This is a genomic window from Streptomyces chattanoogensis, from assembly GCF_001294335.1.
GTDB classification, from domain to species: Bacteria; Actinomycetota; Actinomycetes; order Streptomycetales; family Streptomycetaceae; genus Streptomyces; species Streptomyces chattanoogensis.
In genome coordinates this window covers 1-15,255 of record NZ_LGKG01000138.1, presented here as the reverse complement: position 1 = coordinate 15,255, position 15,255 = coordinate 1, and the positions used below count along the sequence as shown (strand labels likewise).

15 protein-coding genes and 1 pseudogene are annotated in these 15,255 nt (G+C 66.2%); 9 read left to right on the top strand and 7 right to left on the bottom strand.

Translation table 11 applies throughout. The features are described 5' to 3' along the window. Positions 1-8: 8 nt before the first annotated feature. Entirely contained in the window at positions 9-794 is a 786-nt protein-coding gene (locus ADL29_RS18450; protein ID WP_053924757.1) for an SDR family oxidoreductase, read from the bottom strand. A gap of 107 nt (positions 795-901) precedes the next feature. Here ADL29_RS18450 and ADL29_RS18445 point away from each other — a divergent pair, with 107 nt between their 5' ends. The 3 genes from ADL29_RS18445 to ADL29_RS18435 all read left to right on the top strand — a co-directional run bounded on the left by ADL29_RS18445 (position 902) and on the right by ADL29_RS18435 (position 3,376). Next, positions 902-1,441, top strand: coding sequence for a winged helix-turn-helix transcriptional regulator (locus ADL29_RS18445; RefSeq protein ID WP_211274340.1), 540 nt, complete (start codon positions 902-904; stop codon positions 1,439-1,441). A gap of 287 nt (positions 1,442-1,728) precedes the next feature. Next, on the top strand, positions 1,729-2,139 hold the full coding sequence (locus ADL29_RS18440; RefSeq protein WP_053924756.1) for a RidA family protein: 411 nt from the start codon (positions 1,729-1,731) through the stop codon (positions 2,137-2,139). Positions 2,140-2,221: 82 nt separating this feature from the next. Beyond that, positions 2,222-3,376, top strand: coding sequence for a Gfo/Idh/MocA family oxidoreductase (locus tag ADL29_RS18435; protein ID WP_053924755.1), 1,155 nt, complete (start codon positions 2,222-2,224; stop codon positions 3,374-3,376). Between the two features lie 9 nt (positions 3,377-3,385). On the opposite strand, the gene ADL29_RS42720 is transcribed toward ADL29_RS18435, so the two are convergent. Both ADL29_RS42720 and ADL29_RS41130 read right to left on the bottom strand, forming a co-directional pair. Next, positions 3,386-4,209, bottom strand: a protein-coding gene (locus ADL29_RS42720; protein WP_211274349.1) for an IS5 family transposase whose coding sequence is annotated in 2 segments (ribosomal slippage) — positions 3,386-3,858 and positions 3,858-4,209 — 825 coding nt in all. Because the reading frame shifts where the segments join, the coding sequence is not laid out codon by codon here. Between the two features lie 53 nt (positions 4,210-4,262). Then, positions 4,263-4,835, bottom strand: coding sequence for a group III truncated hemoglobin (locus ADL29_RS41130; protein WP_053924753.1), 573 nt, complete (start codon positions 4,833-4,835; stop codon positions 4,263-4,265). Positions 4,836-5,526: 691 nt separating this feature from the next. Between ADL29_RS41130 and ADL29_RS18420 the strand changes: the two genes are divergently transcribed. Further along, on the top strand, positions 5,527-5,760 hold the full coding sequence (locus tag ADL29_RS18420; protein ID WP_053924752.1) for a DUF397 domain-containing protein: 234 nt from the start codon (positions 5,527-5,529) through the stop codon (positions 5,758-5,760). 100 nt (positions 5,761-5,860) lie between these two features. Continuing rightward, the gene (locus tag ADL29_RS18415; RefSeq protein WP_053924751.1) at positions 5,861-6,784 is read left to right on the top strand and encodes a helix-turn-helix domain-containing protein; all 924 of its coding nucleotides are present in this window, start codon (positions 5,861-5,863) and stop codon (positions 6,782-6,784) included. Between the two features lie 33 nt (positions 6,785-6,817). Here the strand turns inward: ADL29_RS18415 and ADL29_RS18410 are convergent, their stop codons facing one another. From ADL29_RS18410 to ADL29_RS18400, 3 genes are all read right to left on the bottom strand, one after another. Continuing rightward, positions 6,818-7,651 (bottom strand): SAM-dependent methyltransferase, encoded by an 834-nt coding sequence (locus ADL29_RS18410; RefSeq protein WP_053924750.1) that lies wholly within the window; start codon positions 7,649-7,651, stop codon positions 6,818-6,820. Positions 7,652-7,842: 191 nt separating this feature from the next. Next, complete coding sequence (locus ADL29_RS18405) at positions 7,843-8,283, bottom strand: hypothetical protein (RefSeq protein WP_053924749.1); 441 nt, start codon at positions 8,281-8,283, stop codon at positions 7,843-7,845. Positions 8,284-8,943: 660 nt separating this feature from the next. Beyond that, on the bottom strand, positions 8,944-9,171 hold the full coding sequence (locus ADL29_RS18400) for a hypothetical protein (RefSeq protein WP_157878528.1): 228 nt from the start codon (positions 9,169-9,171) through the stop codon (positions 8,944-8,946). Between the two features lie 966 nt (positions 9,172-10,137). On the opposite strand from ADL29_RS18400, the gene ADL29_RS18395 reads away from it, so the two are divergent. Continuing rightward, the gene (locus ADL29_RS18395) at positions 10,138-11,232 is read left to right on the top strand and encodes an alanine racemase (protein ID WP_053924822.1); all 1,095 of its coding nucleotides are present in this window, start codon (positions 10,138-10,140) and stop codon (positions 11,230-11,232) included. A 3-nt stretch (positions 11,233-11,235) separates the two neighbouring features. Here the strand turns inward: ADL29_RS18395 and ADL29_RS42715 are convergent. Then, positions 11,236-12,045 (bottom strand): annotated as a pseudogene (locus ADL29_RS42715) (IS5 family transposase). 501 nt (positions 12,046-12,546) lie between these two features. Here ADL29_RS42715 and ADL29_RS18390 point away from each other — a divergent pair. The 3 genes from ADL29_RS18390 (at position 12,547) to ADL29_RS18380 (ending at position 14,853) form a co-directional block, all read left to right on the top strand. After that, complete coding sequence (locus ADL29_RS18390) at positions 12,547-13,140, top strand: DUF6461 domain-containing protein (protein ID WP_053924747.1); 594 nt, start codon at positions 12,547-12,549, stop codon at positions 13,138-13,140. A gap of 178 nt (positions 13,141-13,318) precedes the next feature. Then, the gene (locus tag ADL29_RS18385; RefSeq protein WP_053924746.1) at positions 13,319-14,032 is read left to right on the top strand and encodes a hypothetical protein; all 714 of its coding nucleotides are present in this window, start codon (positions 13,319-13,321) and stop codon (positions 14,030-14,032) included. 98 nt (positions 14,033-14,130) lie between these two features. Then, positions 14,131-14,853, top strand: a complete 723-nt coding sequence (locus ADL29_RS18380; RefSeq protein WP_053924745.1) for a NucA/NucB deoxyribonuclease domain-containing protein — start codon at positions 14,131-14,133, stop codon at positions 14,851-14,853. Positions 14,854-15,255: the final 402 nt, after the last annotated feature.

Genomic DNA, 15,255 nt, shown 5'->3' with positions numbered 1-15,255 from the left:
TGGCGGGTTCAGACGGTGGGGGTGGTGCCGCCGTCGATGACGTGTTCGGCGCCGACGATGGCCGAGGCGCGGTCGGAGACGAGGAAGGCGACGAGCTCGGCGACTTCCTCGGGCCGGTTTGGACGGCCCAGCGGGATGCCGCCCAAGGAGTCCATGAGCCGGCCCAGCGCCGCTTCCTGCGTGATGTCTGCGTCGTGTGCGATCCGGGTGATGAGGTTGTCGGCGGCCGAGGTCTGCACGAAGCCGGGAGAGACGGTGTTGATGCGGACGCCGTGCGGGGCGACCTCGTTGGCCAGGCCCTTGCTGTAGGTGGTCAGAGCGGCCTTCGCGGCTGCGTAGGCCAGGGTTCCGTTCCACAGCGGCATGCGGCGCTGGATCGAGGTGACGTGCACGATCACGCCCTTACCTGTGGCGATCATGTGTGGCAGGAGTGCGCGGTCCAGGCGGACGGCGGCCAGCAGGTTCGTGTTCAGCTCCCTGGCCCAGTCGTCCTCGCCGAGCGCGGCGAACCCTCCAGCCGGCGACTCGGACCCGCCGAGGTTGTTGACCAGGATGTCGACGCCTCCCAGGCGGGCGTCCGCCTCGACGGCTACGTGGGCCGCGCCCTGGGCGGTGGACAGGTCGGCGGTGATGAACGCTTTCTCCTCGACGTCGTCGGGGCGGCTGCGAGCCGTGACCAGCACGGTCGCGCCGGCCTGTGCGAGGCGGCGGGCGATGGCGGCTCCGGTGCCCTTGGTGCCGCCGGTGACCAGGGCGCGTCGGCCTTCGAGGGATTCGCTGAGGGGTGTGGTCATGGTGCGCTCCGCTCCCGGGCGCGGGCGAGAAGGCACCGCTCCCGCCGTTACTGCTAAAGTAGAAGCTACTAACTTCGACTTTAGCAGTAACCGAGGGGATGGCGGCCATGGCAAGCCGGATCAGGCTGGAGGACCGGGAGTGCCCACTGTCCACGACGGTGGAACACGTAGGCGAATGGTGGACGCTGCTGATCCTCCACGACTCCTTCGACGGCTACACGCGCTTCGACCAGTTCCAGGAGAATCTGGGCATCTCCTCCAGCATGCTCACCACCCGGCTGAAAACCCTCGTCGCCGACGGACTACTGGAGCGCCGGCCCTACCAGACCAACCCCGTACGCCACGAGTACGTCCTCACCGAACTCGGGCGCTCCCTGCGACCGGTGGTCGTCGCCCTGGCTGCGTGGGGCAACTCCCGCCTCACACCGGCCGAACGCAGCATGATCCTCATCGACGCGCACAGCGGCGAGGAAGTCGAGCCCGTCGTCGTTGATGCCAAGACCGGCCGCCGGCTCGACGACAGCGACACCTACGTCTTCACCGCAGGTCCCGCAGCCAGCGACGCCATGCGCCACCGATACGCGGCACGACCGACCACCCCCGCGGAGGCGGTAGGGCTGCCCCAAGCCGGCACCGAACAGCCGTGAGCAGTGCCGGTACGCACCCTCGTACCTGATCGACCAGGCAACACCGGATCGCCGTTTGCATCATGCATGCCAATCATCCCGAGCCGTTGATAACTGGGGCCTGTCCTGCGGATCACGCCTGGGATGCGGCGCGCTCGCGTGGGTGGGCGACTGTCACCCGAGCTGTGCCGAGGCGGACTTGCAAGCCCTCGGGAAAGAATCTCGGGATCTCGTGGCTGTCGATCAAGCCGGGGCGATCACAGCTTCCCGGCTCCGCATGTGTGCAGTTTTGAGGGAGTGTCAGCAGTATGTCCGTTACACAGCCTGCCGCCGAGCGCGTGCGTGTCTCCGCGGAACCCGACTGGTACGAGTCGGCCGGTATATCGCTCGGCGTCCGGGTCGGGAACTTGGTCTTCACATCGGGGCAGGCGCCGATTGATGCCCAGGGAGCCACGGTCGGCGCGGGGGACTTCGAGACGCAAGCCCGTCAGGCGCTCGCGAATCTGTCGACGGTCCTCACCAACGCGGGCTCCAGCCTCGCCGAGGTAGTCAAGGCGACCGTGTTCGTCACGGACATCGCGCAGCAGGACATCTTTGCCAAGTTGCGCGCGGAACACTTCCCGGACAAGCCTCACCTCGCGGAGTCGTTCGTGGAGGTCTCCTCACTCGCCAACCCTGAGTCGATGATCGAGATTGAGGCCATCGGACTCGTCCGGTGATGCTGGGTACTTAGACCGTGTCCTACATGGCTGTTGATCGTTGGCGGGAGAACAGGCGGCCGCGAACGCGTGGGGTGTAAGTATGACGTCCGTTTCCCCTCGTCAGGGACCGATTCGTGTCGGTGTCGTAGGTCTGAGCGTGAGCGGTGGGTGGGCGGCCAGTGCCCATGTGCCGGCGCTGGCCGGGCTCGACGGATACGAGTTGCGGGCCCTTGCCGCCAGCAGCACCGAGTCGGCGCGTGCGGCCGGCGAGAAGTATGCGGTGCCATTGGCCTTCGGCAGCGCAGAGGAGCTGGCTCGCAGTGAGGAAGTCGATCTCGTGGTGGTGACGGTGAAGGTTCCGCATCACCTGGACATCATTCGACCCGCGCTGGAAGCGGGGAAGGTGGTGTTCAGCGAGTGGCCGCTCGGTGCCGACCTCGCGCAGGCGGAGGAGCTGGCCGACCTCGCGCATCGCAGGGGTGTGCTTACGGCTGTCGGTCTGCAGGCCCGGTCGGCTCCGCCGCTTCGGTATCTGCGGGACCTGGTCGCCGACGGCTACGTAGGGCGGGTGCTCTCGACCAGCATGCTCGGGTCGGGCTGGATCGGGGGCGCCACGTACGACGACAGCCACGCGTACATTCTGGACGTCACGAGTGGCGCCACGCTGCTGTCGATCCCCTTCGGGCACTCGGTCGACGCGCTGGCCATGGTGCTGGGGGAGTTCCGCGAGGTGTCGGCTCATGTCGAGAACCTGCGACCGGAGGTCACCCACGTCACGAGCGGGGCGGTCGCGGCCAAGACCGCAGAGGACCAGATCGCCGTCACCGGTGTGCTGGAGTCGGGGGCCGTAGCCGCTGTGCACTTCCGCGGTGGGACGTCCCGCGCCACCGCGTTTCATTGGGAGATCAACGGCACGGAGGGCGATCTCGTCGTCAAGGCCGACCAGGCTCTGTGGTTCCAGGGGCGGCTGCGGCTGTACGGCGCCCAGGGAGAAGACGGCGCCTTGGCCGAACTTCCGGTTCCCGCCCGCTATCAGCGCTCACTGACGCAATGGACCGAGCGATCCGCCGAGCCCGCCTGCAACGTCGCTCACGAGTACGCGCTTCTGCGCGACCAGATCACCGGGAGCCTTGCGCCGGACGAGGACGGCGTTCCCGACTTCTGGCACGCGGTCCGGCGGCACGGGATGCTGGAAAAGATCCGAGAGGCGGCACGGACCGGTCGGAAGGTCACGCTCGCAGAGCAAGGCTCGTAGGAACGTGCCCTACGTGGTGAGATTGCGTAAGCGTTTGTAGCAGCAGAGGGCGGCCGCCAGCCCGAGAAAGGCCAGGTAGTTGCCCAGGTGACGCTCGTAGCGGTGGTTGAGTCTGCGGTAACCGGTCAGGCAGGACATTGTCCGCTCGATGACCCAGCGGCGTCGGCCGAGTCGTTCGCTGGAGTCGATGCCCTTGCGGGCGATGCGCACGCCGATGCGTTTGCCCCATAGCCATTTCCGCAGGTGGGGGACGTCACACGCCTTGTCGGCGTGGAGACGTTGGAGTTTGGAGCCGGCTGCGTGGGATTCGTGTCCCATGTGGAAGTGGGACAGCATGGGCTTCAGCGCCTGGCTGTCGTGGGTGATAGCGGCGGAGAGTCCGACGCGTAGGGGCAGTCCGTTCGCGTCGGACAGGACGTGCATCTTGGAACCTGGCTTGCCCCGGTCCACGGGGCTCGGACCTGCAAGTTCGCCCCCTTTTTAGCGCGTACGCGGGCGGAGTCGAGGATCACACGTGACAGGTCCACCAGGTGTCGTTCGTCGAGGAGCTTGAGGATCTTCTGGTGCAGTCGGCCCCAGACGCCCGCTCTGGACCAGATGAGGAACCGGCGGTGGACGGTCGACTTCGAGGCCCCGAAGCACGGGGGCAGTGCTCGCCAGGCGCAGCCGCTGACCAGCACGTAGATGATGGCAGCGAAGACTGCTTCATCGTCGATGTTCGATATGCCGCCGCCCTGCGGTCGCACCTTGGCTGGCGGCAACAGGGGCTTCGCGCTCTCCCACAGCCCGTCCGGAACAATCCATCCCCACCGTCCACTCCCCGTATCTGACACAACCACCAACTGACCATGTAGGACACGATCTAAGTGAGCGTTTCCTGCAGGGGCTACCCGGAGGGGCAGTTGGGCAGGCGGGTGCGCATGGAATGGGCGATGCGGGTGGCCAGGTCCTTGGCATACTCGGCGGCCGGCCCGACGAAGGCGGCGTCGACGCTGTCCTGCCACATGTATAGCCAGCGGGTGAAGTGCGCGTCGGTCAGCGGGTGTGTGGCGTGCACGCACTGGTGTGCTTCCAGCAGCGCGCCGCGCCAGCCCAGGTGCCCGAACAACTGATGGCACCAGAAGTCGGTGAGAGTGTCGATATGAGGTATCAGTGGGGTCCCCCTGTGGGCAAAGACGGGGGCGAGCAGGTCGTCGTCGGCGGCGGCCTCGTAAAAGGTCTCCACCAGGCGCCGCACGCCCGCGCGGGTCGTCAGGGTCGACGGGGGCGGCGCTTTTGCGGGCTGGGTGAGGTGCTGCTGCAGTGCTTGGCGCAGCGCGAAGACGGCATGCGGGTCAGGGCTGTTGGCCACGGTCAACAGCAGGGCGTCCACCGTCTGATCGTTACCGCTGCGTATCGCGGCCACGATCGCTGAAATCACCTTGTCGGTGGTGAAGCTTTGCGATGGCGGAATTGGCATGGGCGGCATCCTCACCCGGGACCACTTGGGAGTCGAGAGGGTGAAGCGGGTTTCACTGGTTCGAGTGGCCAGCCTGTAAGCAGGCCCCGCCGAGCAAGGAACGTGCGCCCCCGGCCGTCACCCGGGCGGTAACACCAGCCGTCCGAAGTCGCAGTGGGACGAGTGCGACTACACCAACCCCGGCAAGCAGTACGACGGCCTGGAGCTGCCCGCCGACCCGGCCGAACGCGCCGCGTTCCTGAAGAAGGTCGGCACCAACCCTGATGCCTACGGCAAGGGCAGCCCGCGGCGCGTGTACGCGTGCTACGTCAAGGAGATCGCCAAGCCGGGCAGCAAGTGGAAGACGGACTGCTGATGCGTCCGGCCCGCTGCTCTGGCCGGAGAGCCGCTGGACCGGCGGCCAGCCTCGATTCATAGGCCGTCCAGGGTGCGCCTTCTGGTTTCCAGCAGATGCGACGTGCCTCGATGAGCAGGTACCGCGAGCATTAGCCCGGGGCGGCGACCCCAGCGCGAGAACCCAACGCACGTCTGTTTGTATTTTTATCTGCGATCGGGATTCTAATCGCACTCTTTCGGGGGCGTGTTCACGTGTCGATGTCCGCCTACGCTTGCATGAGCGGTGCATGCGATTCCCATATGGGAATCACATGCACGGAGTTCGGGTTGGGCAACCAGGAGAGCGAGGGCGGCAATGACGATTGCGAACGGTATCCCGTCGGATGAGATTGCGGGTGTGACCTGGCTGAAGGCGCAAGCGAGCTTGGGGGCGGGGGAGTGTGTTGAAGTGGCAAGCCTGCCGGGCGGTGAGGTCGCCGTCCGCAATTCGCGGCACCCCGAGGGGCCGGCCTTGATTTTCACCAAGGCGGAATTGCGGGCCTTCCTGGAAGGTGCGAAGAGCTCTGAGTTCGATGGGATCGCTGCCTAGCGGGACACTCAACGCCATGCTTTGGCCATAGTTTGTGATGGCGGGCATATGCGCGGCATTCTGGGGGCTAATTTTTGTGCCCTCAATCTTCGGAGTACGTATGCCCGCCGCTCACAAGCACCGTCGGGAGCCCAGCGCGTCCGTTGTCCGCCTGCAGGCTTCGGAGGAGCAGCGTCCCGCCGGCAGGATGCTTGGTGATGAACTGCGCTTCCACCGTGAGCGCTTGGGGTACACACTCGCCGACGCCGCGGATGTGATCCGAGCTTCGACCTCGAAGGTGAGTCGGCTGGAGCGGGGTGAGAGTCCGGCCAAACCTCGAGATGTCCACGATCTTGCTTCGTTCTACGGTCTCTCCCGTGAGCAACACAGTCAGCTTGACCAGCTCATGGCTCAGGCCGGTAACGCGGACCTCTACTCGCGCTTCGCCGACGTCACGCCCCACTTCCTTAAGCGTCTCATCCGCTTGGAGAGGACGGCGCAGAGTATCTTCGTCTACGAACCACGTGTGGTTCCGGGGTTGTTGCAGACGGAGACGTACGCGAGGGCAATCGTCCGCATGATGGAGGTCGGTGTATCCGACGGAGACATCGAGCGCATCGTCGCTCTGCGGATGGAGCGGCAGGTCATGCTCGACCAGGACGTGCCCACTCTGGCTGCTCTCATTGACGAGGAAGTGCTGTACCGCCTTTACGGCGACGCCGTTGTGATGGCCGAGCAGACAGAGCTGCTCCTCAAGGCCACACGGACGAACCGGGTCAACATCCGCATCGTCCCCCGGGGGGCCCAGATGCCTCCGTACCCGATCTTTCACCTGAAGTTCGCTGATGGGGACTTCCAGGAGCTGGCCTACGTGGAGCACCTCGACGGAGCGAACTACGTGACGCAAAAGGGCCAGCTCGACAAGTACCGCAAGCTGATGGTCAATGTGCGGGCGTCTGCTTATGACCGTGAGGGCAGCACGGAGGCACTGGAGCGTGCCCTCCTGCATTGGGGGCAGCAGGACGCCGCGGAACGGCTGGACTGAGGTACTGGGGCCGGCTGTTCCGCGGCGGCTTTGCTAGGGGTGTTTCGTTTTTCGAACCCGGCCGACTCCGCCCCATTCGACCCAGTCGGTGGGACGTAGATGCGGGGGCGGTGGTGGGGAGTCCGGCCGCCAGTCGATCACGTCGACCAGGTCTGGTTTTTCGATCACCAGCGGGTCGAAGAACCGCCGCACTTCGTGGGTTTCACGGACGCGTCCCCATTGGCCGCCGGTGACGTCGGCCATGAGCTGGGTGACGCCTTGACGTACCAAGGGATCGTCGCTGACGAGCTGGCAGATGACCATGTAACTTCCAGGCGCCAGATCGTCTGCGATGGCTCTGATGAGGGCAGCGGGGTCGCTCTCATCGTCGGCGTCAGGCAGGCAGTGCAGTACGGACACGAACAGGACCGCAATCGGCTCGTCCCAGTTGAGGAGCGCCTGCGAGGCACGCTTGATGTCCCGCGTGCGCCTCATGTCGTAGTCGAGAACCATGGTGTTCTCGTTGTCGTCGAGGGTCGTGCGGGCGTGGGCGAGGACCATGGGGTCGTTGTCGACGTAGACGACTTTGGCGCCTGGACAGGTTCGCTGTGCCACTTCATGCACGTTGTCCTGCGTGGGCAAGCCCGACCCGTGGTCGAGGAACTGGTTGATCCCCCTCTCGGCCAGGATGCGCACCACGCGCCTGAGGAAATCCCGGTTGGTGCGGGCGAGTTGCTGTGTGCTGGGGGCGATCTCCAGCAGCTTGGCACAGGCGTTGCGGTCTACCTCGTAGTTTTCGGTTCCCCCTAAGAGCCAGTCGTACATACGTGCTGCACTGGCTTTGCTCGTATCGATGAAGTGAGATTGGGGATTCTCCCCGTGAACCATGCGCACTCCTGTGGGCCTGGTGCGGCTGGTGTGCTGGATGTAAGGGCACATCGTAGGAGTCCGCGGGACGCGTCGGCTAGTCGCTCAAATGGACCTGGACCGTGCGCTGTTGGTTAATCCGGGGAGGGTGAATTTAAACCGCAGGCGCACACCGCAGCCGCGCGGTGTGCGCCCTCTCGTCCAGGATCCCTTCAGCGGTTCAGCAGGGTGATGAAGTCCCGCTCGGCGCCGCGGAGAAGAGCATGGGCGTCGTGGTCTGCAATCCCCATGAGGCATGCAGCGTGATCGACGGGCAGCCGGAGGTGATGGTGGAGGAGCAAGATGTCGGCCTGGTCGTCACGTAAGATGGCGTGAAGTCTGCCGGTACGCTCTACTGCGCCGATCGTCCGGTGAGCGGCCTCGGTGCGCAGGTTTTTCCAGACCCGCGCGGCCGGACATTCGCTGGCCAGCACTGCGACCCAGCTGGACCGCAGGGCCTCAAGCACGGCGTTGACGCAGCGCCTGGCCTCTGCTTGGTCTTCGATGCGCACCAGGGCGTAGCGAAGGTAGGAATCCTGGTTCGCTTCACAGAAGGCCGCGTACTCCAGCCGGAACAAGTCGGGGCGGTGAACGCCTTGGTGGTCTCTGATCACGTTCCTCGCTCGCCTTCCGTGAGACCCGTGTGTTGACCGACATCGCAGGCCCGTGGTGGTCCAGAAAGCGGGCCGGATTCGGTGCAGGAAGCCGGCGGCCGCTCCTGGTGCGGCGGCCGTGTCGAGGAGAGCGGTACGCGCGCGGACAGCAGGCGGGGGACGCGTACTCCGCCCCACCGGGCACGAGCGGACGCTTCGGTCAATCCGATTGCGCCGGCGACTTCTTTCCAGGGTGAACCGGCAAGCCGCGCCGAGCTAACCGCCACGGCAGCCAGGCATTCCGCGTCTTGGCGGAGGAGTTCGGTCGCCTCCAGCACGGTCGCCAGCGGCAGCTGGTCAGCGCCGGTAGCGTTTAGCTGGCGGGCCCGGAAGGCCAGGTCGTCGGCGATCTTGTGCCAGGAGATGTCGGAGGGCCTTGAGGTCCGAAGCTCTTGGTCACGCCGGCGTTGCGCTCGACGCCGGCATGGGACGGTGCAGTAGTCCTTCCGGCGCCCGCCGGTTGTCGATTGCGCGATGCCCTTGCCGCAAAATGCGCAAGGCGTACGCGATGGCGCTGCCATCGAAGATTCCCTTCGCCAGCCCCGAGCGAGAGCCGCCCGGGGGCTCCAGCATTCGGCCCTGGGAGGGCGCCGTAGGACGGCGCCCTCCCAGGGAGCAGGCTCAGCCTCGTCGGATGCGGGCGACGCGGATGTAGGTCCGGCCGGCCGCTCCCAGCAGGCTCAGCGCAGCGGCCACGAAGACCGGCCAGGAGCCGGGGACGTCTCCCACGACGGGCCACACCGTGGGCCACACGATGATGATCGCGACGAGGATCAGGAGGACGATCGGCAGACTCGCGCACAGGCGAATGTCGAGCAGTGCGACCGCGGAGGTTTCACTGCGGCGCAAGGCAGGGATAATCGAATGGGGAAATCCCGGGGAGGTCATAACAGGCTCCCGGCTCTCTCCGTAGGTCATGAGCAAACCTCATTTTGGTTGTCGATGGCCTGTCAGGTGGCCTCGGGGTCGGATCCCGGGGCCACCGCTATGCAGCTTGCCATCTGTCAGCTGCACGCGGTCACGCCACCATATCGTCGGACATCCTGCATTCGCCGCGCAATCTGGGGAATTCCCGCGCTGCAAGCCCATCCTCCTTGCAAAATCGCTCCAGCAGTTACGGTTCCACGTCGACCGTGCTTTCTGTTGGCTTAAACAGCCTGCTTTGCTTTTCGTTTACTGGTGTCAACGTGTGTGAACTTGATCGACTCTAGATCGAATCTGACGAAACTCCTGGTGAAGCGATAGGTGATGGTTGCCTTCCGTCCTCGTCGGGGGCGCGTGGAAGAGGAATCGTCACTTCCGCCCCGGATTCCCGTGCGTATGGGAAATATGCAAACGTGCAGTTGTAAATTTCTTTGCTTGAGGTGGGAGGGGCAAGGGTGGATTCGCTTCGGGGTCAGGGTGAGTGGGCGCGGCGCCGCGGCGTGAGAAGCAAGGAATGCAAGTTCGCTCGGCAAAGCCTCCGGCTCCCATGTCGCGATAGATTTGACGGTGATGGGCTAGTCGACTTTTTGCGGAACGGATGCCGTACCGGCCGCAGGCAATCACCCTAAGGGGGTGGTATGCGCGCATGCTTTCGAGCGGGATGTGTAAGGGGTGTAGCACTTCCCCGCACCTGTAGCTGCGGGGCATGGGGCATCCGAGAGAGTTCTCGATACTGCTCTGCTGTCGACGCAGCACGGCTTGGCCCTTGGCGACGACCCGTTGTTAGAGGTCATCTCGATTGGTGCGTGTGACCTGGGGCGATGGCCATGTGGCCCTGGTCTGCCGACCTGTCATGATCACCTCGACGTGTTCCATGGTGGGAGGCAAGAGATGGCGACACTGCTGCCCGATGGGCTGGCTACGCCGGCGCTCGTGGTCGATCCGGATGTGCTGGAAAGCAACATCTCGCGGATGGCTGAGGCTTCGCGGGCCCAAGGGTTCGCCCTGCGTCCGCACGCCAAAGCCCACAAGTGCGCGCAGATCGGGGACCTTCAGCTTCAGGCTGGCGCGCGCGGGCTGTCGGTGGCCACGATCGGAGAAGCAGAGGCATTTGCCCGGGTCGGCGTGGACGACCTGTTCATCGCGTACCCCGTGTGGCTCGATGCCGACAAGGCGCAGCGACTGCGCCGACTGGCGAACCGCGTTGCCCTGAGAGTCGGCGTGGAGTCGGTCGAAGGCGCGCAGCGGCTGGGGAACGCAGTGCGCGGCAGCGCCCGGCCCGTCGAGGTACTTGTCGAGGTCGACAGCGGGAGCCGTCGCACAGGAGTGCAGCCTCAAGTGGCTGGTGAGGTCGGGAAGGCGGCCGCCGACGCGGGACTCATTGTGGCTGGCGTGTTCACGTTCCCGGGACACGGCTACGGTCACGACGCGCGGGCACGTGAGCGCGCCGCACGAGACGAGGAGCGCATGCTGGGCCAGGCCGCACAGGTGTTGCGGGATCTCGGGCTCGACGTCCATGTGGTCAGCGGCGGGTCGACGCCGACGGCGGGGCAGTGGCAGCCGGGCGCAGTGAACGAGTTGCGGCCGGGTGTCTACGTCTTCAACGACGCCACCCAGCTGGCCATCGGCACCTGTGGGGTGGAGAACCTGGCGCTGGTCGCTGCGGCGACGGTGATCAGCGTTCCCGCCCCGGACCGCTTCGTGCTTGACCTCGGTAGCAAGGTCCTTGGCTCCGACCGATCGCCTTGGGTGACGGGCCACGGCTACATGCCCCAGTTCCCGCAGGGATCCATCACTGGGTTGTGGGAGCACCACGCCGTGGTCCGCCTTCCGGAAGGCGTGAGGGGGCCACGCCTTGGGTCGGTGGTCGCTGTCGTTCCCAACCACATTTGCACGCCGGTGAATCTCGCCGATGAGCTGCTGGTCGTCCGAGACCGCAAGGTGATCGACCGCTGGCAGGTCACGGCACGAGGGGCCAATACCTGAGCATCACTTCAGGCGGGAGAGACGGCGGTAGCAGATCAGAGTTGCGGCTATCCCGGCGAAGGCTAGGAAGTGTCCGGCCTTGCGCTCGTAGCGACGGTGAAGTCGGCGGCACCCGGCCAGCCAGGCCACCGTCCGCTCCACGGTCCAACGGTGGCGGCCCAGCCGCTGCGAGGACTCAATCCCCTTGCGCGCGATGCGCGGGACGATATTCCGGCTGCGGAGCCACCGTCGCAGGTAGTCGTAGTCCTACCCCTTGTCCGCGTGGAGCTTGGCGGGCCGCCGCCGGCGCGGTCCACGGCGAGAGCGGATCGGCGGGATACCCCGAACCAGGGGTTCCAGTCCCTGACTGTCATGGGTGTTCGCGGCAGAGATGCCGATCGAGAGGGGCAGACCGGACCGCTCGGTGATCAAGTGGATCTTCGCGCCCTTCCTGCCGCGATCTACGGGATTCGGACCCGTCAGATCCCCCCTTTCGCCGCTCGCATGTTCACCGAGTCGATGGCACATCGCGACCAGTCCAACTCGCCGCGGGTGCCGAGTTCATCCAGCACCAGGCGGTGAAGCTTGCCCCATACCCGGGCCCGGCTCCACTCCGTGAACCGCCGGTGCGCCGGTGCGCGGTCGGCCCAGACGGGCCGAAGTCGTACGGCAGTTGGCGCCACGTACATCCCGTCGTGGCCACGAACACGATGGCCGCCAGCACCTGCCGGTCCCCATACCTGCGTCGGACCCGCCCTGGGGCCGCACCGGAGCGGTCGGCACCACCCGCTGAAACAACTCCCACAACCCGTCCGGCACCAGACGCTCCACCATCGCCGTCACGCCTACCAGCCTAGTGATCAAGCCAGTTGAGACGATCTCTTAGTCGGCTCGTTCGGTGTCAGGTGGGCCTGCGGGTGGTGTGGTGGTCGAAGGAGTCCCGGCCGCCTTCCGTTTCCCTGCCGCCCCTGACTGGCCCCGCCTGCCCGTCGGCTCTTCCCCACGGCCCCTGGATGTCGGTGTCCAACTGCCGGGCGTTGGTGTTGTTTTGATCCCCGTGCGGCGTCCCGCTCTCGCCCCGTCGCGGGAGGGAGTGCTCGCGGGGCTGGGCGGGACGTGCCAGCGCTAAATCGGCACAGCACCATCGCGGCGACCTCGACCCGAAGCCCCGGCTTCTCCTGGCGCCACCCGCAACGTCGCATCAACTACAAATTCCGGGAGGAAACACTGGGAGAAAACGACCTTTAAGTGTCGATGAGGCGGCGATGACGACGGACGGGTTCGGGTAGGCACGGTGATGCCAGGATCTATGGACCCGAGAAGAAGGGCCCCACCGTGGACCTCACCGACAAGTATGGGGAGGGCTGGTGCATCACGCTCGCCCAGCTCCCCAAAACCGACACCCTCAACCTTATGGGCGTCCTCGAACCCCGCTCCGAGCCCGACGGAGTCGCCAAAGCCTCCGACCGTATCGCCGACCACGTCACCGAAGGCGGCGTTCTCCTCCTCGCCCGCGAGCTGCCCCGTGGCTGGTCCCTCGTCCTCGAACTCGAAGGCACCGCCGGATGGATCGGCGCCGGCAACTCCGTCCTCGGCCTCCTGACGGCCGACGGCCGCACCGCCGTAACCGTCTTCTGCGACCCCAACCAGTGCATGCTGCTGGCCGCCGCCGACGGCGCCGTCATCGGGAAACTCGACCTGGACACCGGAACCTTCACCGACGACGTTGACCAGGCCCACCCCCTCATTGCCGCCCTGGCCGCCCTCGGCTTCGACCCCACCGACGAGGGCGACCCCACCGGCGCAGCCGACACCGAAGACCGCGCCACCCTCGTCACCCTCGCCGTCCAGGCCCTGACCGGCGTCACACTGACCGACGACGACTTCGAAGGCCACTGGGCCGGTGGCCTGTGCGCAACTGGGCGGTAGCCGGGGCCTAAAACCACCTTGTGACCGCCGGTAAAGATCAGGCAACGTAGCTGGCCGTTAGCCGATCACCGGGGCCTCGGGGGGAGTCCAGGCCCGGACCCCGGCGAACACAAGGGGGAAGAGGCGACGTATGTCGTGGAGAGCTAAACCGCGTACGAAAACCCTGATCGTCGCAGCTGTGGCTGGAGCGTTTCTGCTCCCCACCGGCGCGGCGACCGCCCAGCCCGACCCGGAGCCCGCGGCCAAGCCCGTGGCCACGCCGGCGAAGTCCAAGGCCGGTGAAGAGCCGGTCATCATGGGGCGGGTCGGCCTGACGAAGGACACCCTGGAGGGCCTGCGCGCCAAGGGGAGGGAAGCCCGCGCCAAGGGCCTGAAGTCCCTTCCGGTCTCCGGCGCACCCACGCTCACCAACAACACGAAGCGAAGCGGATCGGGGGGCGAGCCCCTGAGCCTGGCGCAGGGCGCTGAGCTTTCCAGGAAGGGGGCCGCCGCCAACGTGGGTGATCCCGCCCCGGTGAAGGCCGGGGCTCCCAGCGCGGCGGCGGATGACGACCCGAACAACAACCAGGGCTACGTCCCCATCGGCAGCCAGCCGCACGACAAGCGCCTCAAAGCCTGCTTCTCCGACCCCAAGGTCAACAGGGACAAAGGCCGGATCTACAACCGGTTCACCTACTGCGGACGCCACCGCATCGGGCTCGAGTACTGGGAACTGGACTCCAAGGGCAACCCGGTAGAACTCGAAGGCACCACCTACGCCACGATCAAGGTATTCGGGCAGGGCGACGCGAAGGACCGGCGCACCCGCATCTTCTCCACCATCGAGAAGGACTCCGTCGATTACGACTGGGCCCCATTGACGACTGGTGGACCGCGCCCGGCGTCCCGCTGACGCTGACCGGCAAGTGCGACCAGGGCACCAGCATCTGCAACTACAGCCCCGGTGGCTACACCGCCCCGTGGGCGAGCTGGGACAACAACCCCCGTTGGGTGCACTGGGACATCGCCAACTTCGAGGGCAGCGGCCTGGGCCGCGACAAACTCTCCTACAACCAGTGGCATGTGGAGGCGTCCACCGACGAGCCCGGCGGGCGCAAGACCCTGGATCCGGCCGACACCCCCAGTCGCGTGCAGCGCTGCGACTCCGCCGACTACATGAAGCACGGCAGGAATCTGTACCCGAAGGCGTGCGTCTTCTCCGAGGTCACACCGTTCCTGACCTACACGCTCGGCTCCGACCATGACGGTGTAGCCCGTCACCTGCGGGATGCGTACAAGAGCCCCAACAACACCTACCCGCTACCGGTGGGCACACATACGAAGAAGTTCCCCGGCCAGTACAAGCCCTCCGACCCGAACGCCCCGGGCCTACACCGCATCACCGAGGAGATGCACCGCAGCATCTACCGGGACAACCGTCGGCACAAGGACGGCGCCTGCTACCACAGGGGCCGCTACAAGAAGCTGTACGAGAAGACCGGTCTGCCCAACCCGCCCGCCGCCGGTGAGGACTGCGACGAGTACCCCTTCGCCGCCACCCTCGAAGGCGCCGCCAGCAAAAAGTGGGACTTCTCCGTCCGGCCCGTGGACAGCACCGAGAACCAGAAAGCCGGAGCCAAGCTCCGCGCCTACACCACCGATGACCGCATCCTGGCCTGGGACAAGTCCCTGAGCGAGAGCGAGAACGACCGCTACTACGTGCGCATCAAGTAGCACCATTACAGGCGAGAGCCCCCTTCACCGCACGGGCGGTGAAGGGGGCTCTCTCACGCCCAGCGACAGAAGGTCATGTCGGCAGCGAGGTGAACCGGCGGCGCCTCCTCGGGCAGGTTCTCCGCACCCGCGCGGGCTGCCGTCAGCGCCGGGTGGGCCGTTGCTGCGCGCAACTGCCGGTGATCGCTGTGCCTCTGCACCGGCTCGGGGTGTCCCGCGAGGGTGCCTCGGGTGGCATGGCGCGGGGCAACTAGGGCGTTTCGTTTGGATCACCGGGCGGACCACAGGAAGATGCCCGCGATTGAGTTCGTCGCTGGCGGGACTGCGTGACGATGTGGCACGCGGGCAGGGGAAGCTGAGTCTCAGGCGGCCGGAGCGCTGGCGGTGTCCGCCTGGTGCCGG

Excerpts from the sequence above, each read along its gene's own strand:
- ADL29_RS18435 (WP_053924755.1), top strand. The coding sequence starts at position 2,222 with ATGACGTCCGTTTCCCCTCGTCAGGGACCGATTCGTGTCGGTGTCGTA.
- ADL29_RS41130 (WP_053924753.1), bottom strand. The coding sequence starts at position 4,835 with ATGCCAATTCCGCCATCGCAAAGCTTCACCACCGACAAGGTGATTTCA.
- ADL29_RS18420 (WP_053924752.1), top strand. The coding sequence starts at position 5,527 with ATGACGATTGCGAACGGTATCCCGTCGGATGAGATTGCGGGTGTGACC.
- ADL29_RS18445 (WP_211274340.1), top strand. The coding sequence starts at position 902 with ATGGCAAGCCGGATCAGGCTGGAGGACCGGGAGTGCCCACTGTCCACG.
- ADL29_RS18410 (WP_053924750.1), bottom strand. The coding sequence starts at position 7,651 with ATGGTTCACGGGGAGAATCCCCAATCTCACTTCATCGATACGAGCAAA.
- ADL29_RS18450 (WP_053924757.1), bottom strand. The coding sequence starts at position 794 with ATGACCACACCCCTCAGCGAATCCCTCGAAGGCCGACGCGCCCTGGTC.
- ADL29_RS18440 (WP_053924756.1), top strand. The coding sequence starts at position 1,729 with ATGTCCGTTACACAGCCTGCCGCCGAGCGCGTGCGTGTCTCCGCGGAA.
- ADL29_RS18395 (WP_053924822.1), top strand. The coding sequence starts at position 10,138 with ATGGCGACACTGCTGCCCGATGGGCTGGCTACGCCGGCGCTCGTGGTC.
- ADL29_RS18415 (WP_053924751.1), top strand. The coding sequence starts at position 5,861 with ATGCCCGCCGCTCACAAGCACCGTCGGGAGCCCAGCGCGTCCGTTGTC.